At 40.4% G+C, this 24,744-nt stretch carries 22 protein-coding genes; 21 read left to right on the top strand and 1 reads right to left on the bottom strand.

Annotated elements, in window-relative coordinates; all coding sequences use genetic code 11:
- The first annotated feature begins 19 nt into the window (after positions 1 to 19).
- From DWX65_RS00980 to DWX65_RS00885, 20 genes are all read left to right on the top strand, one after another.
- Positions 20 to 1,678 (top strand): putative polysaccharide biosynthesis protein, encoded by a 1,659-nt coding sequence (locus DWX65_RS00980; protein ID WP_118172592.1) that lies wholly within the window; start codon positions 20 to 22, stop codon positions 1,676 to 1,678.
- 85 nt (positions 1,679 to 1,763) lie between these two features.
- On the top strand, positions 1,764 to 2,141 hold the full coding sequence (locus tag DWX65_RS00975; protein WP_117841045.1) for a hypothetical protein: 378 nt from the start codon (positions 1,764 to 1,766) through the stop codon (positions 2,139 to 2,141).
- A 101-nt stretch (positions 2,142 to 2,242) separates the two neighbouring features.
- On the top strand, positions 2,243 to 3,487 hold the full coding sequence (locus DWX65_RS00970) for an NAD(P)/FAD-dependent oxidoreductase (RefSeq protein WP_118172591.1): 1,245 nt from the start codon (positions 2,243 to 2,245) through the stop codon (positions 3,485 to 3,487).
- On the top strand, positions 3,484 to 5,091 hold the full coding sequence (locus tag DWX65_RS00965; protein WP_118172590.1) for an NAD(P)/FAD-dependent oxidoreductase: 1,608 nt from the start codon (positions 3,484 to 3,486) through the stop codon (positions 5,089 to 5,091). The genes DWX65_RS00970 and DWX65_RS00965 overlap by 4 nt, the downstream gene beginning before the upstream one ends.
- 58 nt (positions 5,092 to 5,149) lie before the next feature.
- Positions 5,150 to 7,774, top strand: a complete 2,625-nt coding sequence (gene mutS / locus DWX65_RS00960) for a DNA mismatch repair protein MutS (protein WP_118172898.1) — start codon at positions 5,150 to 5,152, stop codon at positions 7,772 to 7,774.
- A 17-nt stretch (positions 7,775 to 7,791) separates the two neighbouring features.
- The gene (gene mutL / locus DWX65_RS00955; RefSeq protein ID WP_118172897.1) at positions 7,792 to 9,765 is read left to right on the top strand and encodes a DNA mismatch repair endonuclease MutL; all 1,974 of its coding nucleotides are present in this window, start codon (positions 7,792 to 7,794) and stop codon (positions 9,763 to 9,765) included.
- A gap of 6 nt (positions 9,766 to 9,771) precedes the next feature.
- A complete protein-coding gene (gene miaA / locus DWX65_RS00950; RefSeq protein ID WP_118172589.1) occupies positions 9,772 to 10,722 on the top strand; it encodes a tRNA (adenosine(37)-N6)-dimethylallyltransferase MiaA in 951 nt (316 codons plus the stop codon).
- A 90-nt stretch (positions 10,723 to 10,812) separates the two neighbouring features.
- Entirely contained in the window at positions 10,813 to 12,114 is a 1,302-nt protein-coding gene (locus tag DWX65_RS00945) for a methionine gamma-lyase family protein (RefSeq protein ID WP_117841050.1), read from the top strand.
- Between the two features lie 62 nt (positions 12,115 to 12,176).
- The gene (radC, locus tag DWX65_RS00940; RefSeq protein ID WP_117698378.1) at positions 12,177 to 12,854 is read left to right on the top strand and encodes a RadC family protein; all 678 of its coding nucleotides are present in this window, start codon (positions 12,177 to 12,179) and stop codon (positions 12,852 to 12,854) included.
- Between the two features lie 19 nt (positions 12,855 to 12,873).
- Complete coding sequence (locus tag DWX65_RS00935; protein WP_022243806.1) at positions 12,874 to 13,890, top strand: rod shape-determining protein; 1,017 nt, start codon at positions 12,874 to 12,876, stop codon at positions 13,888 to 13,890.
- A 9-nt stretch (positions 13,891 to 13,899) separates the two neighbouring features.
- Positions 13,900 to 14,757 (top strand): rod shape-determining protein MreC, encoded by an 858-nt coding sequence (gene mreC, locus DWX65_RS00930; RefSeq protein ID WP_117698377.1) that lies wholly within the window; start codon positions 13,900 to 13,902, stop codon positions 14,755 to 14,757.
- Positions 14,757 to 15,275 (top strand): rod shape-determining protein MreD, encoded by a 519-nt coding sequence (gene mreD / locus DWX65_RS00925; RefSeq protein ID WP_022243808.1) that lies wholly within the window; start codon positions 14,757 to 14,759, stop codon positions 15,273 to 15,275. Before mreC ends, mreD begins: the two co-directional genes overlap by 1 nt.
- Positions 15,268 to 18,129, top strand: coding sequence for a penicillin-binding transpeptidase domain-containing protein (locus DWX65_RS00920; RefSeq protein WP_118172588.1), 2,862 nt, complete (start codon positions 15,268 to 15,270; stop codon positions 18,127 to 18,129). The genes mreD and DWX65_RS00920 overlap by 8 nt, the downstream gene beginning before the upstream one ends.
- 21 nt (positions 18,130 to 18,150) lie before the next feature.
- Positions 18,151 to 18,828 carry a septum site-determining protein MinC gene (gene minC, locus DWX65_RS00915; RefSeq protein WP_022243810.1) on the top strand — a complete coding sequence of 226 codons (678 nt, stop codon included), beginning with the start codon at positions 18,151 to 18,153 and terminating at the stop codon, positions 18,826 to 18,828.
- 22 nt (positions 18,829 to 18,850) lie between these two features.
- Positions 18,851 to 19,642, top strand: coding sequence for a septum site-determining protein MinD (gene minD / locus DWX65_RS00910; RefSeq protein ID WP_022243811.1), 792 nt, complete (start codon positions 18,851 to 18,853; stop codon positions 19,640 to 19,642).
- Between the two features lie 13 nt (positions 19,643 to 19,655).
- A complete protein-coding gene (minE, locus tag DWX65_RS00905) occupies positions 19,656 to 19,931 on the top strand; it encodes a cell division topological specificity factor MinE (RefSeq protein ID WP_117698374.1) in 276 nt (91 codons plus the stop codon).
- Positions 19,932 to 19,958: 27 nt separating this feature from the next.
- Positions 19,959 to 21,071, top strand: coding sequence for an FtsW/RodA/SpoVE family cell cycle protein (locus DWX65_RS00900; RefSeq protein ID WP_118172587.1), 1,113 nt, complete (start codon positions 19,959 to 19,961; stop codon positions 21,069 to 21,071).
- Between the two features lie 4 nt (positions 21,072 to 21,075).
- Positions 21,076 to 21,471, top strand: coding sequence for a methylglyoxal synthase (locus DWX65_RS00895; RefSeq protein ID WP_022243814.1), 396 nt, complete (start codon positions 21,076 to 21,078; stop codon positions 21,469 to 21,471).
- A complete protein-coding gene (locus DWX65_RS00890; RefSeq protein WP_022243815.1) occupies positions 21,455 to 22,447 on the top strand; it encodes a D-alanyl-D-alanine carboxypeptidase family protein in 993 nt (330 codons plus the stop codon). Before DWX65_RS00895 ends, DWX65_RS00890 begins: the two co-directional genes overlap by 17 nt.
- An 82-nt stretch (positions 22,448 to 22,529) precedes the next feature.
- A complete protein-coding gene (locus DWX65_RS00885) occupies positions 22,530 to 22,949 on the top strand; it encodes a twitching motility protein PilT (RefSeq protein ID WP_117698372.1) in 420 nt (139 codons plus the stop codon).
- A gap of 65 nt (positions 22,950 to 23,014) precedes the next feature.
- On the opposite strand, the gene DWX65_RS00880 is transcribed toward DWX65_RS00885, so the two are convergent.
- Complete coding sequence (locus tag DWX65_RS00880) at positions 23,015 to 23,227, bottom strand: DUF378 domain-containing protein (protein WP_022243817.1); 213 nt, start codon at positions 23,225 to 23,227, stop codon at positions 23,015 to 23,017.
- Positions 23,228 to 23,318: 91 nt separating this feature from the next.
- On the opposite strand from DWX65_RS00880, the gene DWX65_RS00875 reads away from it, so the two are divergent.
- Positions 23,319 to 24,695 carry an HlyD family efflux transporter periplasmic adaptor subunit gene (locus DWX65_RS00875; RefSeq protein ID WP_117946953.1) on the top strand — a complete coding sequence of 459 codons (1,377 nt, stop codon included), beginning with the start codon at positions 23,319 to 23,321 and terminating at the stop codon, positions 24,693 to 24,695.
- The last annotated feature ends 49 nt before the right edge of the window (positions 24,696 to 24,744 follow it).

The following is a 24,744-nucleotide window of genomic DNA, read 5'->3' as shown; positions in this document are numbered from 1 at the left end:
AATTACTTGAGGTAAATTTATGAGTTCAGGAAAAAAGAGTGACTCCAACTTTTTAGTACAGGGTTCCATTCTTGCAATTGCCTCTATAGTCAGCAGGATAATCGGTCTGCTCTATCGTATCCCGATGACCAATATCATTGGAGATACCGGTAACAGTTATTACAGTGCAGCCTTTGAAATTTATAATATCCTGCTGATTATTTCTGCATACAGCCTGCCATTGGCGGTATCCAAGCTGGTATCTGCCCGTGTCTCGAAGGGGCAAAGAAAAAATGCATATCGAATTGTAAAAGGAGCCCTGCTTTTAGCAACCGGTACCGGACTTACTGCAAGTTTGATTCTTTTCTTTGGTGCGTCATTCTTCACAAACATGCTGAATACGCCCCTTAGTATTTTTGCATTGAAGGTTCTGGCACCGACGATACTGGTAGTTGCTGTATTAGGAGTCTTACGTGGATTTTTCCAGGGACTTGGTACCATGATGCCGAGTGCCATTTCACAGATTATCGAACAGATTGTCAATGCGATTGTCAGTATTGCAGCTGCCTATATCCTCTATGGATATGGGGCAAGAATCGGAGCAGTGCTTGGAAATAAGGAAAAGTATGGTTCTGCTTACGGTGCTGCAGGCGGAACACTGGGTACCAATATGGGAGCAGTGTTTGCACTTTTATTCCTTGGAATGTTGTTTCTGGCATACAAACGTATTTTTAAACGACAGATGCGCCGTGATACCAGCAGCAAAACAGAATCCTATCAGAATGTCTTTCGTGTACTGATTATGACCATTGTTCCGGTACTTTTAAGTACCACAATTTATAATATCAGTGCAATTTTAGATCAGGGTATCTATAAGAACGTAGCGGAACTACAGGGCTATAAGCCGGATGATATTGATGTCTGGTGGGGAATCTTTTCCGGAAAATATAAGACCATTATCAATATTCCGATTTCCATTGCTTCTGCGATGGCGGCTTCCTGTGTACCAAATCTTACCGGTGCGTATGCAAGAAGGGACAGAGAGTCCGTACGAAGCCAGATTAATATTGCAATCCGCTTTATTATGGTAATTGCATTCCCTTGTACCATTGGAATTGCAGTGCTGTCAGGACCGATATTAAAGTTGCTGCATCTTTATGGCAGCACCGGAACTACTGCAGCAACCATGCTTACAACGGGAGCTGTTGCAATTTTGTTCTATTCTCTTTCCACATTATCTAATGGATTGTTACAGGGGATTAACCGGATGAGAGAGCCTGTTAAAAATGCGGCTATCGCATTGGGACTGCATCTGATTGCACTATTAGTGATGATGTTTGGTTTACATCTTGGTATTTATGCAGTGGTATATTCGAATGCTTTATTTGCATTCTTTATGTGCCTCTTTAACGCAATGTCTTTACGGAAATACAGTGGTTATCGTCAGGAAGTTGTGAAAACTTTCTTAATCCCGGTGGCAGCTTCTGCCATTATGGGCGTCGTAGTCTTTGGCGTTTACAAAGGTATTTTTGCTATAATTAAAGTAAATGCGGTTGCAGCCATACTTGCCATTGGAATTGGTGCTGTTGTATATGGTGCAATGCTTTTATTATTAAAAGGTTTAAGCGAGGAAGAACTAAAGAAATTCCCGAAGGGCTACCTTCTCGTCCGCATTGCCAAGAAATTACATTTATTATAAAATGCAATAAAAGGGCAAAACATAGAATTCTTGAAAAAATTGTATAAAAAGAAAAAACCTGCGCATACTGTTTGTGGTGATGAATATGAAAAACACAAAACGTATGCGCACTTTTTTCCTTGGAGCACTGGTATTATCTATCTCTGCATGGATTGGTGGAAGACAGTATTATCTGAAACTGAATGAAAAAGAACAGGAAAAAATAATAGAGATTCAGGAAGCTGAGACGGAGCAATTCGAGGATAGCGTGGAAAGTGCAAACATTCAGAATAAAAAAGCATTTGTTATCCGGGAAGAGGACGGGTACCTGAATGTCTATTTCGGCGAAGAGGATGCCTTATACATGTATACTGGAATTGCATATCAGGGACTGCCGGAAGAATTGAAAAAAGAAATCAGCAATGGAAAAACCTTTGATACACTGGAAGATTTATACCGTTTCTTAGAAAGCTATTCCAGTTAAAAAGTTGATTGTTTCAGACTGTTATGATACAATCTAAAAGGCTGAATAGGTCTGATTGCATAGCAGTCCAAAAGAAATAGAGAGAAGAGTAAATAACTGGCATGAGTAAGCATACAGAACGCATAGGTGTCGTTGTAGTCGGTGGAGGTGCTGCCGGATTGGTGGCAGCCATTATGGCGGCACGAAACGGTGCAAAAGTTCTTATTTTAGAGCACAACGAAGTACCTGGTAAGAAGATTTTAGCAACCGGAAACGGTAAATGTAATTATACAAATAAAGCGCAGGGTGTGGACAAATATTACGGACAGAACCCTGCTTTTGTTGCACCTGTATTTGAGCAGTTTGGACTGGAAGAGACACTGCAGTTCTTTAAAGAACTTGGCATATATCCAAAGGAGCGTAACGGCGGATATTATCCTCAGAGCGAGCAGGCAACTGCAATCAGGGATGTGTTGCTGATGGAATTAAAGAAACAGAACGTTGGAGTTGTCTGTGGCTGTGGCATAAGAGGCATAGAAAAGACCGCAAAGGGCTTCACTTTTCATACCAAGGGCGGTGATTTTTATGCAACAAAATGCATAATGGCAACCGGTGGTAAGACCTTAAAGAAAAGCGGCAGTGATGGAAGTGGTTTCCTATATCTTGAAAGTCTGGGACATCATATCATAGATTTAGTACCGGGGCTTATCGGATTGAAGGGAAAACAGTCATTTTTTGCTGATATTGCAGGAATTCGTGCAGATGCGAAGGTCGATTTATACATAGAAAGCACACATGTATGCAGCGAACGAGGTGAATTACAGCTTACGAATTATGGAATATCCGGCATTCCGGTATTTCAGCTTTCAAGAGTTGCCACAAGAGCGTTATCAGAACAGAAAGAAGTCTATGCGACACTTGATTTTGTGCCATTCTGGGAGAAAGAACAGTGCTTAACCTATTTCAAGGAAAGATTTAAGAAAGCAGATGAAAAACACATCGGGGAAGCCTTAATCGGCTTTTTCCCGGAAAAATTAATTCCGGTATTATTAGAAGAGTCACATATAAAAGCTGCAAAATATGCGAACCGGCTGCAGACAGAAGAATTAGAGAGCTTTATAGATACGGTGCAGGGACTCCGGGTGGATATTACTGACTGGAATACCTTTGATACGGCACAGGTGACTGCCGGTGGCGTAGACACTGATGAAATAGATGCAGAAACCATGGAGTCAAAGCTTTGTCCGGGACTTTATTTTGCCGGAGAAATGGTGGATATTGACGGAATCTGCGGTGGTTATAATTTGCAATGGGCATGGAGCAGCGGCGCAGTAGCCGGGATACATGTGGCAAGGGAGTTATCATGATACGAGTAAATCAGTTAAAGCTTCCGATTGAACATTCGGAAGAGATGTTAAGAAGACAGATTATCAAAACACTTCATCTAAAAAATGAAAAGGATCTGATCCGTTATCAGATTCGAAAGCAATCCATTGATGCAAGAAGAAAAAATGAACTTTCCTTTGTATACACAGTGGATGTGGAATTGAAGCAGGAAGGTATGATTTTACATAAGAATAAAAATTCCAATATCAGTAAAGCAAAGGATATACATTATCATTTCCCGGATGCCGGAGAGAAACAGCTGTCCCACAGACCGGTTATTGTAGGAAGCGGTCCGGCAGGAATGTTCTGTGCCTATGAACTGGCAAAGCATGGCTATTGTCCAATTATTTTGGAGCGTGGAAGCAGTGTGGAAGAGAGGACTGCTGAAGTAGAACGATTCTGGAAGGACGGCATCTTAAATCCAAAGACGAATGTACAGTTTGGCGAAGGCGGAGCAGGTACTTTTTCCGATGGGAAATTAAATACGCTGGTAAAAGATGTGGCAGGAAGAAACCGGGAAGTGTTAGAAATCTTTGTGAAAATGGGTGCTCCGGAAGAAATTATATATATAAATAAGCCTCATATCGGAACTGATATTTTAAAAACAGTCGTAAAAAACATCCGGCTGGAAATTGAAAGAATGGGTGGAACTTACTGCTTTTTCAGCCAGCTTACAGACATTACGCTGAATGGTAAAAAAGATAAAGTAGAAGCCATCCGGATTAACAGAGAAAAGGAAGTAGCAACAGACGTTCTGGTGCTGGCAATCGGACATTCCGCCAGAGATACTTTCCCAATGTTACAGGAAGCGGGACTTATGATGGAAGCCAAAGCATTTGCGGTGGGATTTCGTGTAGAGCATCCGCAGGCGATGATTGATGCATGCCAGTATAACGGACATAAAAATGCCCTGCTGCCTGCTGCATCCTATAAGCTGACCGCAAATCTTGAGAATCACCGCGGGGTATATTCTTTCTGTATGTGTCCGGGTGGTTATGTCGTAAATGCTTCTTCGGAGGAAGGTATGCTGGCAGTCAATGGCATGAGCTATCATGCAAGAGCCGGGCAGAATGCCAACAGTGCCATTATCATATCGGTTCGACCGGATGATTTTGAAGGGGATGGACCGTTAGCTGGAATTGAGTTTCAGCGGAAATTGGAAAAAAATGCTTATCGCATTGGAAACGGAGCAATTCCGCAGCAGCTTTACGGAGATTTTAAAGAGAATCGCATATCCACAGGATATGGGGCTTTTGAAAGTACCACAAAGGGTGCACATACATTTGCAAATCTCAGGGAAATTTTTCCAAAAGAATTAGCAGCATCTTTTCAGGCAGGAATGGAGCTCTTTCCGAAATATATTCCGGACTATAACAGGGAGGATGCCATTTTATCCGGCGTGGAGAGCCGAACTTCCTCTCCGGTGCGGATTACAAGGGATGAATCCTTTGAAAGTAATATTGCAGGCATTTACCCTTGCGGAGAAGGTGCCGGTTATGCCGGCGGTATTATGTCAGCAGCCATGGACGGATTGAAAGTAGCGGAAGCAATTGCAGGAAAATATGCAAGACTTAAAATAGATTAAAACAACAGGTGTTTTGAAACAGAAAAGGAGATACAGAACATTGACGGAATATACACCAATGATGCAGCATTATTTAAAAACACATGAAGAATACAAGGACTGTATTTTATTTTATCGTCTGGGTGACTTTTATGAAATGTTTTTTGATGATGCAAAGGTTGTATCAAAAGAATTAGAGCTTACCTTAACCGGAAAGAGCTGTGGTGCAGAGGAACGGGCACCCATGTGCGGAATCCCATATCATGCAGCAGAGACTTATCTGACCAGACTGGTGAAAAAAGGTTATAAGGTTGCTATCTGTGAGCAGGTGGAAGACCCGAAGCTTGCCAAGGGAATGGTAAAGCGTGAAGTAACAAGAGTTGTAACGCCGGGAACTACCTTAAATGCACAGGCACTGGATGAAACGAAAAATAATTATATCATGTGTATCGCATATATCGGTGACCATTATGGTATTTCTTCTGCAGATATTACCACCGGAGATTACTATGTGACAGAAGTGGATTCGGAACGGAAATTATTGGACGAAGTCAATAAATACCAGCCGACAGAAATCATCTGTAATGAAGCATTTTATATCAGCGGAATTGATATCGATGATATGAAAAACCGTATGGGAATCGTAATTTATTCTCTGGATGCATGGTATTTTTCTGATGAGACAGCACAGATGACTTTAAAGGATCATTTTAAAGTCAGGGATTTAGAAGGACTTGGTCTTGCAGATTATGACAGCGGCGTCGTTGCAGCCGGTGCATTATTAAAATACCTTTACGAGACACAGAAAACAACCCTTTCCAATCTGGTGGCAATTCATCCGTATACCACCGGAAAATTCATGATTATTGACAGTTCTACCAGACGAAACTTAGAGCTGGTTGAAACCCTCCGGGAAAAGCAAAAGCGTGGTTCTCTCCTTTGGGTATTGGATAAGACCAGGACAGCCATGGGAGCAAGAACCTTAAGAAGCTTTGTGGAACAGCCATTAATTGAGCGTACGGAAATAGAAGAACGTTATGATGCCATTGACGAATTTAATACCAATGCCATCACAAGAGAAGAAATCCGGGAATATTTAAATCCGGTCTATGATTTGGAACGGTTGATTACCCGTGTTACTTATCAGACCGCAAATCCAAGGGATTTGATTGCATTTCGCAATTCCATACATATGCTGCCACCGATTAAGACACTGATGAGTGATTTCCAGTCACCACTTTTAAAACGTTTATATGAGCAGCTGGATACGTTGGATGAATTATACGAATTAATCGAACGATCCATTACGGAAGAACCGCCACTTACCCTTCATGACGGTGGCATCTTAAAAGAGGGCTATAACGAAGAGGTGGACCGCCTGCGGAAAGCAAAGACAGATGGAAAGAGCTGGCTTGCTGATTTGGAGGCAAAAGAGCGGGAGAAAACCGGAATCAAGAATCTGAAAATCAAATATAACAAAGTATTTGGCTATTATCTTGAAGTAACCAATTCCTTTAAAGACATGGTGCCGGACTATTTCACCAGAAAGCAGACTCTGGCAAATGCTGAGCGTTTTATCACACCGGAATTAAAAGAATTAGAGGATGTTATCCTAGGTGCGGAAGACAAGCTGATTGTCTTAGAATATGAACTGTTCCGGGAAGTCCGCCAGAAGGTGGCAGATGAAGTGGTCCGTATCCAGAAGACCGCCAAAGCAGTGGCACAGATTGATGTATTTGCATCTCTTGCAACGGTAGCGGAACAGAATAATTACTGCCGTCCGAAATTAAACGAAAAAGGTCTTATCGACATCAAAGACGGCAGACATCCGGTAGTAGAACGGATGATTCAGAATGAAATGTTTGTTGCAAATGATACTTATCTTGATAATGGCAGCAACCGTGTGTCCATTATTACCGGTCCGAATATGGCAGGAAAGTCCACCTATATGCGACAGAGTGCGTTGATTGTACTGATGGCTCAAATCGGAAGCTTTGTTCCGGCAAAATCAGCCAAAATTGGAATTGTAGATCGTATTTTTACCAGAGTAGGGGCTTCTGATGACCTCGCCAGCGGACAGAGTACCTTTATGGTTGAAATGTCAGAAGTGGCAAACATATTACGGAATGCCACTTCCAACAGTCTTTTGATTTTAGATGAAATCGGACGTGGAACCAGTACCTTTGATGGATTGAGTATTGCCTGGGCAGTGGTAGAGCATATCAGTAATCCAAGGCTTCTTGGCGCAAAGACATTATTTGCAACCCATTATCATGAACTGACGGAGCTGGAAGGCAAATTAAACAGCGTAAATAACTACTGCATTGCAGTAAAAGAAAAGGGTGATGATATCGTTTTCCTGCGCAAGATTGTAAAAGGCGGAGCTGATAAGAGTTACGGTATCCAGGTAGCAAAGCTTGCGGGAGTGCCGGATAATGTCATTGAGCGTGCCAAAGAAATTGTAGAAGAATTAAGTAATAATGATATTACGGAAATCGTTCAGAATATCAGTGCGGAGGGAAGCAGTAAACGCAGCAAACCGAAGTTAGACGAGGTGGATTTAGAACAGATTTCACTGCTTGATACCATGGACAACGATACGATATTAAACGAATTAAAAGAACTGGATTTGGGTCAGATGACACCAATCGAAGCAATGAATAAGTTATACGAATTACAGAATAAAGTGAAAAACAGATGGTAAAGGAGGTGGATGGCGTTATGCCACAGATTGCACTGTTAAGTCAGGAAACAATTGATAAAATTGCGGCAGGAGAAGTCATCGAACGACCAAGCTCGGTGGTAAAGGAGTTAGTGGAAAATGCGATAGATGCAGGTTCCAGTGCAGTAACGGTTGAAATCAAAGAAGGTGGAATATCCTTTATCCGTATTTCGGACAATGGTTGCGGAATCGAAAGGGAACAGATTCCTTTGGCATTTTTGCGTCATTCCACCAGTAAGATTAAATCCGTAGAAGATTTGTTTACCGTTACATCCTTAGGGTTCCGAGGTGAAGCATTATCAAGTATCGCAGCAGTAAGTCAGGTGGAACTCATTACAAAGACGAACGGTGATTTTACCGGATCCCGTTATCTCATTGAAGGCTCAAAGGAAGTTTCTTTGGAAGAAATCGGTGCGCCGGATGGAACCACTTTTATTATACGGAATCTTTTTTATAATACACCGGCAAGAAAGAAATTCTTAAAATCCGCCCAGACAGAAGGCACCTATATTCATGAACTGATGCAGCGGATGATTTTATCCCATCCAGACGTAGCTTTCAAATTTATTATGAATAATCAGGTAAAACTGCAGTCATCCGGAAATGGAAATATCAAGGATATTATCTACCATTTATACGGAAGGGATATTACAAAAGCGCTGCTTCCGATTGCACATGAAAGCGAGCTTTTTAAAGTCAGTGGATTTATTGGAAAGCCGATGATTTCCAGAGGAAACCGGGGCTACGAATTATATTTTGTCAATGGCAGATTTATCCGGAGCCAGATTTTATCCAAAGCTATAGAGGATGCCTTTAAACCGTTTCTGATGCAGCATCAGTATCCCTTTACGGTACTTTATTTTGAGATTGACAGCAGTCTTTTGGATGTAAATGTGCATCCCACCAAGATGGAACTTCGCTTTTCCAACCAGCAGGAGCTGTACCGGGAAGTGCAGAGTATTTTATCGGCAGCGCTAGTGCACCGTGATATTATACCGGAAGTTCCGGTGGATACACCAAAGAAAAACGAGATGGAAGTTCCTAAGATAGAGAAGGTAATGCCGGAGCCATTTGAGCAGAAACGTTTGGAAGAAATCCGGAAGGCAGTACGAAAAGACAGTCCTTACGAAATAAAATATCCTGTCAGCAGACCAATGGGAACCGGGTCAGTTAGCTCTGCGGCACAGGAAAAGCTTCTTGATACGATAAAATCAATGCCACCGGAAGATATGATGGAAGAACGGATTCAGAAAGAGCCGCTTCCGGAACAATTGAAAAAAGAAACGGAAAAAGAACTGGCAAAAGAAGCCTATGTCCTCCGGGAGGAAGAAACCTACGGAGCAAAGCCGGAAAGAAGCTATGAACAGGGTTCTTTCTTAAAAGAAGAGGAGATGGCAAAGCAGAAGATTATCGGACAGCTTTTTGATACCTACTGGCTGGTAGAATATAATGACAGACTGTTTATTGTAGACCAGCATGCTGCCCATGAGAAAGTCATGTATGAAAAATTAAAAAAGCAGTTTGAGAAGAAAGAGTTTACTTCTCAGGCTATCAGCCCACCGATTGTCATAACATTATCCATGCGTGAGGCAGAAGTACTGGAGCGATTCAAAGAACAGTTTACGAAGCTAGGTTTCGAAATTGAGCACTTTGGTGGCGCAGAATACAGTATCTGCGGAGTTCCGGGTAATCTTTACCGGCTGAATACCAGGGATGTATTGATTGAAATGTTAGACGAGCTTACCGATGGCATATCCGAGCGGGCAACGACGGATGTTATTTTAGATAAAATCGCATCCATGTCCTGCAAAGCTGCAGTAAAGGGAAGCCAGAGACTGAGCCTGCCGGAAATGGAACAGCTTATGAAAGATTTGATGAAGCTTGATAATCCATATAATTGTCCACATGGAAGACCAACGATTATTGCCATGTCAAAATATGAAATTGAGAAAAAATTCAAGCGGATTGTGTAGGAAAAGATGATGAAGAAACCAATTGTAGTACTGACAGGTCCTACTGCGGTAGGAAAAACAGAATTATCCATTCAGCTTGCAAAGGTCATTGGCGGAGAGATTATCTCCGCCGATTCCATGCAGGTGTATAAACATATGGATGTAGGTTCCGCAAAAATCACACCGGAAGAAATGGATGGTGTACGTCATTATCTGGTGGATGAATTAGAGCCTTTCGATGAATTTCATGTGGTAAAATTTCAGGAATATGCCAAAAAATATTTAAATGAAATATATGCCCACGGAAAGATTCCGATTATTGCCGGCGGCACCGGATTTTATATCCAGGCGCTGTTAAATGATATTGATTTTACGGAACAGGAAAGTGACAGTGCATACCGGAAAGAGTTGGAAGCGCTGGCAGAAGAACATGGCAATCAGTATCTTCATGACCGGTTAAAGGAAGTGGACCCGGAATCTGCCGAAGCCATCCATCCGAATAACAAAAAACGCGTCATCCGTGCGTTGGAATTCTATCAGGAGACCGGTAGAAAGATTTCTGAGCATAATGCAAAAGAGCAGATGCGGACTTCACCTTATAATTTTGCCTATTTTGTATTAAATGATGAGCGCAGCCACTTATACAAAAGAATCGATGCCAGAGTAGATAAAATGATAGAAGATGGACTGGAAGCAGAAGTCCGCCGCTTAAAGGAAATGGGCTGCACCAAAGATATGGTGGCAATGCAGGGAATTGGCTATAAAGAAATGTTATCCTATCTTGATGGCGGTCATTCTTTGGAAGAAGCAGTTTATATTATCAAGCGGGAAACAAGACATTTCGCAAAACGGCAGATTACATGGTTTAAACGGGAACGGGATGTTATCTGGCTTAACAAAAATGAGTTTGATTATAAAAATGAGGCAATTCTTGCATACATGATAAAGATACTTAAGGAAAAAGCTATTATTTCTTAAGTTTTTATTCATACAAAAAGAAAGAGAACATTATATGATAGACTTGCTGTAATTTAGAAAGAAATTACAGCCGGAAAGACGAGGAAAATGATGAGAGAAGAAATGATTGAAAAGAAATATGAAGAAATGGGTATCAGCAAAGAAGTATACCGTTTTGGAAAAAAGATAGAGGATGAATTAAAAGAACGTTTTGCAGCAATTGATGCAACAGCAGAATATAATCAGATGAAAGTAATTGATGCCATGCAGAAAAACAGAGTTTCCGCAGAATGCTTTGCCATGTCCAATGGATATGGATATAACGATCTGGGAAGAGATACACTGGAAAAAGTATACGCAAGCTGTTTCCATGGAGAAGATGCTCTGGTTCGTCCGCAGATTACCTGTGGAACCCATGCACTGGCACTGGCATTGATGTCAAATTTAAGACCGGGGGACGAATTATTATCACCGGTAGGAAAACCGTACGATACCTTAGAGGAAGTTATCGGTATCCGACCATCCAAAGGCTCACTGGCAGAATATGGCATTACTTACCGCCAGGTAGATTTACTTTCCGATGGCAGCTTTGATTATGAGAATATCAAAAAAGCAATCAATGAGAAAACACATCTTGTGACCATTCAGCGTTCCAAGGGATACCAGACAAGACCTACCTTATCCGTAGAGCGGATTGGAGAACTGATTTCCTTTATCAAATCCATAAAACCGGACGTTATCTGTATGGTAGATAACTGCTACGGTGAATTTGTAGAAGAAAGAGAGCCACTGGATGTAGGAGCAGACATGATTGTAGGTTCCTTGATTAAGAATCCGGGGGGCGGACTGGCACCAATCGGCGGCTATATTGTCGGCAAAAAAGAATGTGTGGAAAATGCAGCATACCGCCTTACTTCTCCGGGACTCGGCAAAGAAGTGGGTGCTTCCTTAAATGTAATTTCTTCTTTCTATCAGGGACTGTTTCAGGCACCGGTAGTTACAGCAGGTGCATTAAAGGGTGCAATTTTTGCTGCAAATATCTACGAAAGACTGGGCTTTGCCGTTGTACCGAATGGTACAGAGAGCCGTCACGATATTATTCAGGCAGTTACCTTAAACAGCCCGGAAGGTCTGATTGCATTCTGCAAAGGAATTCAGGCTGCAGCGCCGGTGGACAGCTATGTAACACCGGAGCCATGGGCAATGCCGGGCTATGACAGTGATGTCATTATGGCTGCCGGGGCATTTGTACAGGGTTCCTCCATTGAATTAAGTGCCGATGGTCCGTTAAGAGAGCCGTATGCCGTATATTTTCAGGGTGGACTGACCTGGTATCATGCAAAACTTGGAATCCTGATGTCTTTACAAAAACTTTATGAACAGAAACTTGTTAATGAAGATATGATGTGTTAATATAAAGTATATGCCTTTTTGGAAGAAATGGGTTACCGGTGAGAGTAGAAAGAGGTTATAATATGACGGCAAAAAATCTGCCAGTCTCCGAACAGCCCTATGAAAAGTGCTTGAAATCCGGGGCGGCATCCCTATCGGATGCAGAGCTTTTAGCGGTAATTATCCGCTGTGGCACAAATGGAAGTTCTTCAACAGAAGTAGCAAAGCATGTATTGAGCAAACGCACCGGAAATCTTTTAGGGCTTTATCAGATGAGTCTTAAGGAATTACAGGAGGTTCCGGGTATCGGGAAAGTAAAAGCAATCCAGTTAAAGTGTATTGCAGAGCTTTCAAAACGGATTGCACAGACCGGACGCCAGCAGACAGTTGTAATGCAGAATGCTTTTTCCGTAGCAGACTATTATATGGAACAGCTTCGGCATGAAGAAAAAGAACATCTGATGCTTTGCATGTTTGATACGAAGTGTCATCTGATTGCAGATTCCATTCTTTCAATTGGCACAGTAAATGCCTCACTGATTTCCCCGAGGGAGATTTTCTTGAAAGCATTTGAATATCATGCAGTACATGTGATTTTAGTGCATAATCATCCCAGCGGGAATCCGCTACCAAGCAGGCAGGACATTGAAGTTACCAGAAAGATAGTGGAAGGCGGCAGGCTTCTTGGAATTGAGCTTGCTGATCATATTATTATTGGTGATAAAAAATATTTTAGTTTTAAAGAACAGGAAATGCTATGATTTCCGGAGGGAGAAAGAAATGTCGAATAACATTTATGGAATTGATCTTGGAACCTCTAATATGAAGGTATATTGCAAGGCAACTGGGAAAATACTAAATGAAAAAAATACGATTGCCATCATAAATAAGAATCAGATGTATGCTTATGGTGATGCAGCGTATGCAATGTATGAGAAGGCACCGGAGCAGATTCAGGTTTCTTTTCCGATTATCTGTGGTGTTATTGCAGATTTTAATAATATGCAGACCATGATACAGGAATTTTTAGAAAAACACGCAAAGGGCAAGACCCGTGGTGCAGAATTTATCGTTGCGGTACCAACAGATATTACGGAAGTTGAGAAAAAAGCTTTCTTTGATATCTTTTATAAGAGCAAAATGAAACCGAAGTCTGTCCTTTTATGTGAGAAGCCATTGGCTGATGCTGTTGGTTTGGGACTTGATGTCAATGAGCCGACCGGAGCCATGATTGTAGATATCGGAGCAGATACCACAGAAATTTCAGTAATTTCCCTGGGTGGACTTGTATTAAGTGACTTACTGCATTTTGGTGGAAACCGCATTGATGACTCCATCAGCAGTTACATCAAAAAGAACTTTAATCTTGTGATCGGACGCAAAACTGCTAAGACTTTAAAAGAAGAACTTGGTTCCGGTACACCTGGCATGGAAAAGAGTATGGTTATAGTTGGCCGTGACGTAGTCAGTGGTCTGCCGATTGAGATGGAGATTACTGCAGAAGTCATTTATGCTGCAATTAAGGATAATCTTAATTCTATCTGTAACTCTATTAAAATGATTTTGGAGAAGACTCCGCCTGAACTTGCAAAAGATATTATTCATTCCGGTATTTATATTACCGGTGGCGGTTCTAAAATACATAATCTTGATAAATTATTTACTGAGATTACCAATATAAAGGTAAATTCCTGCGAGAATCCGGAAGAATGTGCAGTTCGAGGATTGAATAAGATTGTTTCAGATGAGAAATATAAACATTTAGGATTCAGTATGAAATCCAAAATATATAAATAGAGGCATAAAATGAGACGTAGACCAAAACATCAAATTCCAACAAAGTATATATTATTGTCCATGACCGCATTATGTATTCTGGCAATGTATGTCAGTTTTTCATTGAATCTTGGTGGTGGACCGTTGAATTCGATTGCCGGTGCAATTTTTGAACCGATGCAGAAAGGAATCAATTATGCTGGTACATGGCTTTCTGACAAGGCAGATAATTTAAAAAATCTGAATGACGTCATGGAAGAAAACGAACAGTTGAAGGGACAGGTAGAAGAACTGACCAACGAATTAAACACCATTAAATTAGAACAGTATGAACTGGATAATTTAAGGGAACTGTTAGCTTTAGACCAGCAGTATTCGGATTACAAGAAAACCGGAGCAAATGTTATCGGAAAGGATCCAGGCAACTGGTTTTCCATCTTCACCATTGACAAAGGCTCCAAAGATGGAATTGAAGTAGATATGAATGTCATTGCCGGAAACGGACTGGTAGGAATTGTTATTGATGTGGGACCACATTATGCAAAGGTGCGTTCTGTGATTGATGATTCTGCCAAGGTATACGGCATGATATTAAATACGTCAGATAACTGTATCATAAATGGTAATCTTCAGAGTATGAATGAAGACCAGGTAATCGAGTTCTCCGGATTAAACGACAGTGAGAACAAGGTTCAGATAGGAGATCAGATTGTAACTTCCAATGTCAGTGACAAATATCTGCAGGGCATTCTGGTTGGATATGTCAGCAGTATTTCGGAAGATTCCAACCACCTGACCAAATCAGGAACCATTACTCCGGCAGTTGACTTTGAACATCTTCAGCAGGTTTTGGTTATACTTGACAAAAAGGAAACGGGGTCTGATTGATGAGAAGAAAAATCACCGTTACATTAATTATTATTGTATGCTTTTTATTGCAAAGCACATTATTTAAGGCGTTATCCTTTGCGTCTATTTCCCCGAATCTTTTGATTGTGGTCTGTGCATCTTTTGGATTTATGCGCGGAAGAAAAGAAGGGATATTTATCGGTTTCTTCAGTGGACTGCTGATAGATATCTTTTTTGGGGAGATGATTGGATTTTATGCCCTTTTATATATGTATGCAGGCTTCTTAAACGGATGCTTTAAGAAGATGTTTTACCCGGACGATATTAAGCTTCCAATGCTTTTGATTGCCGGAAGTGATTTATCTTATAATCTGTTTATCTACTTTTTCCGGTTTTTATTCCGCAAGCAGTTTGCAATTGGATATTATATGTTACACATTATCATACCGGAACTTGTATACACGCTTTTGATTTCTGTAGTTTTATATTTCATTATTTTGAAAATTAACCAGCGGTTAGAGCGTATTGAAAAAAGGAGTGCAGCGAAATTTGTTTGATACACTGAAAGAAATACTTCATAAAGTTGCAAAATCAAGAATATTTGTACTCTGCGTTGTCATGATTCTTTTGTCATCGACTCTGATAGGCAGACTATTTTACCTTCAGATTATCAAAGGTGAAGAGTATCAGGATAATTACAGTTTAAAAATCCAGAAACCACGTATCTTAAATGGTTCCCGTGGCAATATTTATGACCGTAATGGTAATCTTTTAGCCTACAACGAACTGGCAAACAGCGTAACCATTGAGGATAATGGTTCTTATGACAAGACTTCAGAAAAGAATGAGGCTCTTAATACAGAACTTTACAATATTATCAAAGAGCTGGATAAAAACGGCGATGTCATTGAAAATGATTTTGAAATCGGACTGGATGATGACGGGAACTATTATTATACGGTAGAGGGAACCACATTAAAGCGTTTCCTTGCTGACACTTATGGACATTCTTCTGCAGATGATTTAGTCTATAATAAGAAGCTGAAATATAACGAAGCAGAAGCAACCCCAAAGCAGGTAATGGATTATCTTTGCAGATCCAGTGACAAAAATGGCTATGATTTATCGGAAGGTGATTATGCCAGAGAAGACTTATACCGGATTGTGGTATTGCGTTGTGCCATTGCAGAAAACAGCTATCAGAAATATATTTCCACAACCATTGCCCAAAATGTTAGTGATGAAACCGTAGCATATATTACAGAAAATATGAATGCATTGCAGGGTGTGGATATCTCGGAAGATACCATCCGAAAATATGTAGACAGCGAGTATTTTTCCCATATTATCGGATATACCGGAAAGATTTCCCAGGAAGAATATGATGAATTATCTGCTGATAATGATGAGTATTCTTTAAATGATGTCATTGGAAAATCCGGAATTGAGCAGGTTATGGACGAAACACTGCAGGGTAAAAAGGGCAGTGAAACCGTTTATGTCGACAGTCTCGGAAAAGTAATGGAGACAACCGAGCGGATTGAGCCACAGGCTGGAAATGATGTTTACCTTTCTATTGATAAAGATTTGCAGGAAGCGGTTTATAATCTTTTGGAACAGGAAATTGCCGGAATTTTATATTCTAAAATTGTGAATATCAAAGAATATAATACTGCAGCCGGAACAGCGTCCGATATTCTGATTCCAATTGATGATGTGTATTTTGCATTGATTAATAATAATGTATTGGATTTAAACCACTTTAGTACTGAAGATGCTTCCGATGTAGAAAAACAGATTTTCAGTGCCTTTGGAAGTAAACAGCAAACAGTATTAGCCCAGGTGGAAAGCAGCCTTAGCAGTTCAGCAGCAACTCCAGTGGATGAGTTGCCTGAGGAAATGCAGGATTATATGACCTATATTCCGAAAATGCTGGTCAATAATAAAATTTTGCTTACAGATTCCATTGACAAATCGGATGAAACTTATAAAAATTATGCAGGTAATAAAATCAGTGTAAATGAATATTTAAATTATGCTATCAGCCAGAAATGGATTGATATCACGAAGTTTTCCGTAGACGAGAAGTATTCTGATTCTTCCGAAATCTATGATGCACTGGTCAGCTATATTGTAGAAGAGCTGGCATCAGATAAGGGATTTTCAAAAATTATGTATAAGTACATGATTCACGATGACCTGATTAATGGAACGCAGCTTTGTCTTGCACTTTTTGACCAAAAAGTGTTAAACTATGATGACACGGCAGTAAGTGGGTTACAGTCCGGCAGCATCAGTGCCTTTAATTTTATAAAAGAAAAGGTGAAGAATCTTGAGATTACACCGGCACAGCTTGCATTGGATCCTTGTTCCGGCTCCTGTGTCATTACAGATGTAAAGACCGGCGAACTGTTGGCCTGTGTTACTTATCCGGGCTATGATACCAACCGTCTGGCAAATACAGTAGACAGTAATTATTATAATTTGCTGTATCAGGATTTATCAAATCCGTTCTATAATAATGCAACACAGCAGACGACGGCACCTGGTTCTACCTTTAAGATGGTTACTGCAACAGCAGGACTTACTGAGGGTATTATTTCACCTGGTACAACTATTTTGGATAAAGGACAGTTTGAAGAAGTGGCAAATGGACCAAAATGTTGGATTTATCCAAGCAGCCACGGTTCCATCAATGTTTCAGAGGCATTAAGAGATTCCTGTAACTATTTCTTTTATAAAGTTGGTTACGATTTAAGTATGGTAAATGGAACTTATAATGAAGACCATGGTGTGGAAATGATTAATAAATACTCATCCATGTATGGTCTTGATTCTAAAACCGGAATTGAAATTGCAGAAAGTAAACCGAAGCAGACCACAGAGTTCCCGATTACTTCTGCAATCGGACAGAGTAACAACAGTTTTACTACGGTACAGTTATCCCGTTATGTAACCGCAGTTGCAAACAGTGGAACCGTATATAATTATACCCTGTTAAAACAGGTTACAGATTCCGATGGTAACGTATTAGAAACCTATGAACCGACCGTTAAAAACACAATAGACAACATTTCAGAGAGTACCTGGGATGCCATTCATTCCGGTATGAAGATGGTGGTAGAAACCCATGAGCAGTTTGATGGACTTACTGTGGATTCTGCCGGTAAAACGGGTACCGCACAGCAGGTACCAACCAGACCAAACCATGCGTTATATGTAGGATATGCACCATATAATGATCCTGAGATTTCCATTGCAACCCGTATTGCATACGGATATACATCAGCCAATACTGCAGAATTTGCTGCATCAGTATATAAATATTATTTCCATTTGGAGGATACATCTACCTTGTTAGATGGTCAGGCAGAAGATGTTGGAGCTGCTGCCAATGCCTTTAATGATTAAATGTCAGGAGGGAAGAAGTATATGTCGCAACCAGTTGTTTTAAAGAGTAATCCCCATGGAATCAATCTGATTTTAGATGATAGAATTCCATTTCAGGAGCTATTAGACGAGATACTTCATAAATTTAAAGAATCCGACAAATTCTTTAAAAATGCCAGAATTGCCTTGTCTTTTGAGGGCAGGGAATTAAGTCAGGAAGAAGAACTTGCAATCGTTGATTTGATCAGTCGAAATACCAGCATTGATGTGGTATGTATTTTAGATAATAATTCCCTGCGGGATGAAATCTGTGCCCGAAAGATTCAGGAATTTGATGAAAGTCAGTCTGGAAGAACCGGTGAATTCTATAAGGGAACACTGCGAAGTGGACAGGTCATTGAATGTAAGACAAGCATTGTTGTACTTGGCGATGTGAACCCAGGTGCAAAAATTATTGCAAAAGGAAATATTGTGGTATTAGGCTCGCTTCGTGGCAATGCCTATGCTGGAGCGGCAGGAGATGAGCATACCTTTGTAGCTGCCCTTGATATGGACCCGGTACAGATTAAAATAGGTAATGTAATTGGAAGAAGCTCTGACCGCGGACCACTGAGTGCTATTAAGAACCGGCGGAAGACTTTAGAACCGCAGGTAGCTGTTGTTATGGATGATTCCATACTAATCGAACCGATTACAAGTGGATTATTAATGAATATATAAGATTTAGGAGGAAGAATAAATCATGAGCGAAGTAATTGTTATTACATCAGGAAAAGGCGGTGTTGGTAAGACAACAACTACTGCAAATGTAGGAACCGGTCTTGCACAGTTAAATAAAAAAGTAGTATTGATTGATACCGATATCGGATTACGTAACCTTGATGTAGTTATGGGTCTTGAGAACCGTATTGTATACAATCTGGTAGATGTTGTAGAAGGCAACTGCAGAATCAAACAGGCATTAATCAAAGATAAGAAATATCCGAACCTTTTCTTATTACCGTCTGCCCAGACCAGAGATAAAACCTCTGTTACACCGGAGCAGATGCAGAAATTAGTAGAAGAATTAAGAGAAGAATTTGATTACATATTATTAGACTGCCCGGCTGGAATCGAGCAGGGATTTAAAAATGCAATTGCAGGAGCAGACCGTGCACTGGTTGTTACCACACCGGAGGTATCTGCAATCCGTGATGCAGACCGTATCATTGGTCTTTTAGAGGCAAATGAGATTAAGAAAATCGAGTTAATCGTAAATCGACTGCGTATGGATATGGTAAAACGTGGCGATATGATGTCCATTGAAGATGTTCATGAGATTCTTGCTATCGATTTAATCGGTGCAGTTCCGGATGACGAACAGATTGTAATCTCAACCAACCAGGGTGAGCCGTTAGTAGGATCTGACAGCCTTGCAGGACAGGCATATTTAAATATCTGTAAACGTATCATGGGAGAAGAAGTACCGCTTCTTGACTTAGAGTCTAAAAATGGCGTATGGTCTAAATTCGTAAGTTTATTTAAGAAAAACTAGGGGGATAATAATTATGGGATTCATGGATTTTTTCAAGAAAAAGAATTCCGGTAATGTAGCGAAAGACCGTCTGAAATTATTGTTGATTTCAGACCGTGCTGACTGCTCACCGGATGTAATGGAAAATATCAAAAACGATATTATCCAGGTAATATCAAAGTATATGGAAATTGATGCGGAAGGGCTTGATATTCAGATTACCCAGACCGAATCAGATGGTAATAACGGAGCTGTTCCGGCATTGTTTGCAAATATTCCGATTAAGGATTTGAAGCATTCCGGAAAATAATAGACTTCAGATTGGAAGTAGTGATTTATGTTAAAACAATACCGCTTAAGAGACTACCGTTTCCGACTGGTATTTTATGTGGTGGCACTGACCATCATTGGAATTATGGTAGTTGGCAGTGCAAAGCCTTCCGTACAGAATAAGCAGATTGCAGGATTAATCTTAGGTCTGATTGTAATGGTTGGTATATCGCTGATTGATTACAATTTTATATTGAAATTCAGTTGGATATTCTATTTTGTTAATGTGGCTTTATTGGCAGCTATCTTTGTCATTGGAGAAAAGACAAAAGGAGCGCGCCGCTGGCTGAAGCTTGGAATCCGCTTTCAGCCTTCCGAATTAGGCAAAATCCTGTTAGTTTTGTTTTTTGCCTATTATCTAAGCAAAAATAAAGATAAACTGAATAATATCCGGACGCTGTTTTGCTCGCTGGTATTGGCAGCCGTACCGCTTCTTCTGATTTTTAAGGAGCCGGATCTTTCTACCACAATTGTTACTGCATTAATTTTTGTATCCCTCTTGTTTATTGCCGGATTAAGTTATAAAATAGTAATGGGTGTGCTGGCAGTGGCAGTTCCGTCACTGGTTGTGGTCTTAACGCTGGTATTACAGCCGGGGCAGAAACTTTTGACAGGAAATCAGGCACTTCGTATTTTAGGCTGGCTGGAACCCGATAAATATCCTAACATTGCATATCAGCAGCAGAACTCGATTATGGCAGTGGGCTCCGGACAACTCTGGGGCAAGGGACTTAATAATACGAATATTGTTTCTGTTAAAAACGGTAACTTTATATCAGAACCACAGACAGACTTTATTTTTTCTATAGTAGGTGAAGAGATGGGCTTTATCGGCAGTGTTATTATTATCGTATTACTGTTTCTTATTACCATAGAATGTCTGTTGGTTGCAAGACGTGCAAAAGACATGGCAGGCCGGTTGATTGCCAGCGGAATTGCTGCATTGATTGGTTTCCAGAGTTTTGTAAATATATGCGTTGTCACAGGCTTGATGCCAAATACCGGACTTCCACTTCCTTTTGTAAGCTATGGATTAACATCGTTAGTCACGCTGTTTGCGGGAATTGGTCTGGTACTGAATGTAGGGCTTCAGCCTAGAAAATATGGACAGGGGGACTAAACGAATGAATATCGGTTTGATTGCACACGACGCGAAGAAAAAGCTTATGCAGAATTTTTGTATTGCATATCGGGGAATTCTTTGTAAAAATGAACTTTTTGCAACGGGAACTACAGGAAGACTAATTGAGGAAGTAGCAAATCTGAATGTCCACAAATATCTCGCAGGTCATTTAGGCGGTGCACAGCAGCTTGGTGCACAGATTGAGCATAACGAGATTGACCTTGTGATTTTCCTGCGTGATCCATTATCACAGAAGTCACATGAGCCGGATGTAAACAGTGTAGTTCGTTTATGCGATATACACAATATTCCGCTGGCAACAAATCTTGCTACTGCAGAGCTTTTGATTAAATCATTAGACAGAGGAGACCTTGAGTGGCGTGAAATGTATAAATAAACGTGTACTGGCAGGTCTGCTTGTTGTATGTGTGTTCGTATCTGTAACGGGTTGTGGAAAAGCCAAAAGCGTTGTAGAGAATGGCTATCCGGTATATGGAGAAAGCAGCAGCGTAAATGTGCTATCTGGTGCAGAGGATACGGTCAGCTCTTATTTTGGTGCCAATTTATGTGTTGGCGGAACTGAAAATATCGGGCAGGAATCCGTAGAACATAACAGTGTGGCAGAGGCCGCCGGAGTATTTAACACGGCAACTAATACAATTACATATGCCCAGAATATATATGAGCGGATGTATCCGGCCAGTACAACAAAGATACTGACCGCTTATCTTGCTATCAAATATGGAAATCTCAGTGATGTGGTAACAATCAGTGACAATGCCGTAAATCTGGCGTCTGATTCTTCCAAATGCGGATTGCAGGCGGGAGACCAGATGACTTTACAGGATTTACTTTATGGTCTGATGCTGCGAAGCGGAAATGATGCAGCCATTGCAATTGCAGAACATATTTCCGGTTCCGTAGAAGCTTTTGTGGATTTGATGAATCAGGAAGCACAGCAACTTGGTGCAACCGGTTCTCATTTTATGAATCCAAATGGACTGCCGGATGAGAATCATTATACAACCGTTTATGATTTGTATCTGATTTTCCAAAAGGCATTACAGGACGAGACCTTTTACCAGCTGATTTCTACCAGTTCCTATACCACCAATTATACAGCGGCAGATGGCAGTGCTAAGACCCAGGACTGGAGCAGTACCAATCAGTATAAAACCGGTGAATCCAAATTACCGGATGGATTTACACTGGTGGGCGGTAAGACAGGAACCACCGGGGACGCAGGATTCTGTCTTGTGTTACTTACGGATAATGCCGGTGGACAACCGGTGATATCCATTGTATTAAAGGCAGACTGTAAATCCAATCTGTATCTTATGATGAATGAAATACTTGCCGGATGTGGTAACTAGGCATTGTATAAAGCAGCAACATATTATATAATGAATTTATATAGTTCTTCATTGAAGAAAATAATGTCTGGGAGGAAATGCGATGATTGAAATAATTGCAGGAGAAAAGGGTAAAGGAAAGACAAAAGTATTACTGGATAAGGTAAACGAAGCTGTAAAAACAGTCGGTGGCAGCATTGTATATCTGGATAAGAGCCAGAAACATATGTATGAGCTGGACAATAAAGTCAGACTTGTCAATGTTGCAGATTTTCCAATATCCAATTGTGATGAGTTTTTAGGTTTTATATGTGGTATCGTTTCATCTGATCATGATTTACATGAGATGTATCTGGATAGTTTTCTTACGATTTCCGGTATGAAGGACGAAGAATTTACCCATGCTATTGAAAAACTTGATGTCATCAGTGAGAAGTATAAAGTTAAATTTATTTTAAGTATTTCTATGGATGCTTCAAAACTTCCAGAATGTGCAAAAGCAAAAGTAGTTGTAGCACTTTAAAAATGCCTGAATTGGCAGTAAAAGCGGTGTCTTAAGTCCTTAAAATGCTTAAGACACCTTTTTTACTAAGCCTGTTCGATAGAGCGGATTCGTCCGTAGGCAGAAAGCAGATAAAGACCGCTGATTCCGACAAGTGCATAGATAATGCGGGAAAGCCAGCTCATATTACCAAACAGAAATGCCACCAGGTCAAATCGGAAGAATCCGATGAGTCCCCAGTTGATGGCTCCAATGATTACAAGTGTTAGTAATGTATAATCTAATCCTTTTGAACTCATAGCCAAAGTCCTCCTTTACTATGTAGTATGGTGCAAAGTGGATGACATTATACATCAATTTCTATTTATTCTTTATAAAGGCGGAACGATTGTGGCTGAAACAAAAAAGATTGTAAAATATCGAAAACCATTTCATTTAAATATAGAGATTGTCATTTTTGTTATTATTCTTGTATATATTCTTTTTTATGTATTTTCTTATTTCACTGAAAAACACATTGGAATATATGAAGTGACCCAGGGTACAATTGCCGAGAATAATACTTATACCGGATTGATTGTAAGGTCAGAAAGTGTTTATACTTCCGACTATAGTGGTACCTTTAATTATTACATTGCAGACAATGCCCAGGCTGGCTGGAACAATATTATCTGTTCTGTGGATGAGACAGGCTCTGTCAGTGATCAGTTGGCGGCTGCAGCTGCTTCAGATACCACGGGGCTTGACAGTGATTATTTTAAAAATCTGAAGTCCAATGTATCACAGTTTACCCAGTCCTATGATTCATTGTCTTTTTATCATGTATATGATTTTAAAGAAAATGTAAGCTCTCAGGTCATGGAATCGGTAAATATGAGTGCATTATCCGATTTGACAGCATCCGGGGCAACGGCAAGTGATACTTTCCATATCAGTTATGCCCAGACTCCGGGGCTGATTGCTTATTATACCGATGGCTATGAAAATATCACGACAGATAATTTTACGGCAGATGATATTCAGCCGCTGGATTATAAGAAGACAACCATTAAAAATAACAGTACGATTGCTGCAGGTGACCCGATTTATAAGCAGATTACCAGTGAAAACTGGAATATCATTCTTCCGGTCAAGAAAGCAACCTATGACCGGTTAACAGACAGCAATGTTATTGAAATCAAATTTAAAAAAGACAATACGAGCTGCTGGGTGAATTATGAATTAAAAACCCAGGGGAATGATTATTATGTGATATTATCTCTGCATAATAACATGGTTCGCTTTGCAGGAGACCGTTTTACCGATGTGGAATTACTGCTGACAGAGCGGAGTGGACTTAAGATTCCAAATTCTTCCATTACGGAAAAGGCGTTCTATACTGTTCCGAAGGAATATTTTACCCGTGGAGGCGATTCTAACTCCTTAGGCTTATATGTAAGGGACAATAAGACCAATGCTGTTAATTTCGTTGCAACAGCTATTTTCCAGGAATCCGAAACGGATTATTATATTGACGAAGAAGAAATTACTGCCGGCAGTATCATTCAAAAGCCGGATTCCAACGATACTTTTGAGGTGCAGGCGCAGTCCACACTTCAGGGTGTATACAATGTCAACAAGGGATATGCGGTATTCAAGCAGATTGATATTTTGTATCAGAATGAAGAATATACCATTGTAAAGGCTGGAACAGATTTTGGAATCTCCATTTATGATCACATTGCATTAGAGGGCGATGCTGTTTCCGAGGATGATCTGATTAATTAATATTGTTAAAAAAGTAACATTATCATAAAATGATATCATGAGATTAAGA

The organism is Roseburia sp. AF20-18LB (assembly GCF_003461185.1).
Taxonomy (GTDB): Bacteria; Bacillota; Clostridia; order Lachnospirales; family Lachnospiraceae; genus Roseburia_C; species Roseburia_C amylophila.
The sequence above is the reverse complement of the archived record's forward strand: the minus strand, read 5'-3'. Positions and strand labels throughout refer to the sequence as shown.

Excerpts from the sequence above, each read along its gene's own strand:
- DWX65_RS00980 (WP_118172592.1), top strand. The coding sequence starts at position 20 with ATGAGTTCAGGAAAAAAGAGTGACTCCAACTTTTTAGTACAGGGTTCC.
- DWX65_RS00975 (WP_117841045.1), top strand. The coding sequence starts at position 1,764 with ATGAAAAACACAAAACGTATGCGCACTTTTTTCCTTGGAGCACTGGTA.
- DWX65_RS00970 (WP_118172591.1), top strand. The coding sequence starts at position 2,243 with ATGAGTAAGCATACAGAACGCATAGGTGTCGTTGTAGTCGGTGGAGGT.
- DWX65_RS00965 (WP_118172590.1), top strand. The coding sequence starts at position 3,484 with ATGATACGAGTAAATCAGTTAAAGCTTCCGATTGAACATTCGGAAGAG.
- mutS (WP_118172898.1), top strand. The coding sequence starts at position 5,150 with ATGATGCAGCATTATTTAAAAACACATGAAGAATACAAGGACTGTATT.
- mutL (WP_118172897.1), top strand. The coding sequence starts at position 7,792 with ATGCCACAGATTGCACTGTTAAGTCAGGAAACAATTGATAAAATTGCG.
- miaA (WP_118172589.1), top strand. The coding sequence starts at position 9,772 with ATGATGAAGAAACCAATTGTAGTACTGACAGGTCCTACTGCGGTAGGA.
- DWX65_RS00945 (WP_117841050.1), top strand. The coding sequence starts at position 10,813 with ATGAGAGAAGAAATGATTGAAAAGAAATATGAAGAAATGGGTATCAGC.
- radC (WP_117698378.1), top strand. The coding sequence starts at position 12,177 with ATGACGGCAAAAAATCTGCCAGTCTCCGAACAGCCCTATGAAAAGTGC.
- DWX65_RS00935 (WP_022243806.1), top strand. The coding sequence starts at position 12,874 with ATGTCGAATAACATTTATGGAATTGATCTTGGAACCTCTAATATGAAG.
- mreC (WP_117698377.1), top strand. The coding sequence starts at position 13,900 with ATGAGACGTAGACCAAAACATCAAATTCCAACAAAGTATATATTATTG.
- mreD (WP_022243808.1), top strand. The coding sequence starts at position 14,757 with ATGAGAAGAAAAATCACCGTTACATTAATTATTATTGTATGCTTTTTA.
- minC (WP_022243810.1), top strand. The coding sequence starts at position 18,151 with ATGTCGCAACCAGTTGTTTTAAAGAGTAATCCCCATGGAATCAATCTG.
- minD (WP_022243811.1), top strand. The coding sequence starts at position 18,851 with ATGAGCGAAGTAATTGTTATTACATCAGGAAAAGGCGGTGTTGGTAAG.
- minE (WP_117698374.1), top strand. The coding sequence starts at position 19,656 with ATGGGATTCATGGATTTTTTCAAGAAAAAGAATTCCGGTAATGTAGCG.
- DWX65_RS00900 (WP_118172587.1), top strand. The coding sequence starts at position 19,959 with ATGTTAAAACAATACCGCTTAAGAGACTACCGTTTCCGACTGGTATTT.
- DWX65_RS00895 (WP_022243814.1), top strand. The coding sequence starts at position 21,076 with ATGAATATCGGTTTGATTGCACACGACGCGAAGAAAAAGCTTATGCAG.
- DWX65_RS00885 (WP_117698372.1), top strand. The coding sequence starts at position 22,530 with ATGATTGAAATAATTGCAGGAGAAAAGGGTAAAGGAAAGACAAAAGTA.
- DWX65_RS00880 (WP_022243817.1), bottom strand. The coding sequence starts at position 23,227 with ATGAGTTCAAAAGGATTAGATTATACATTACTAACACTTGTAATCATT.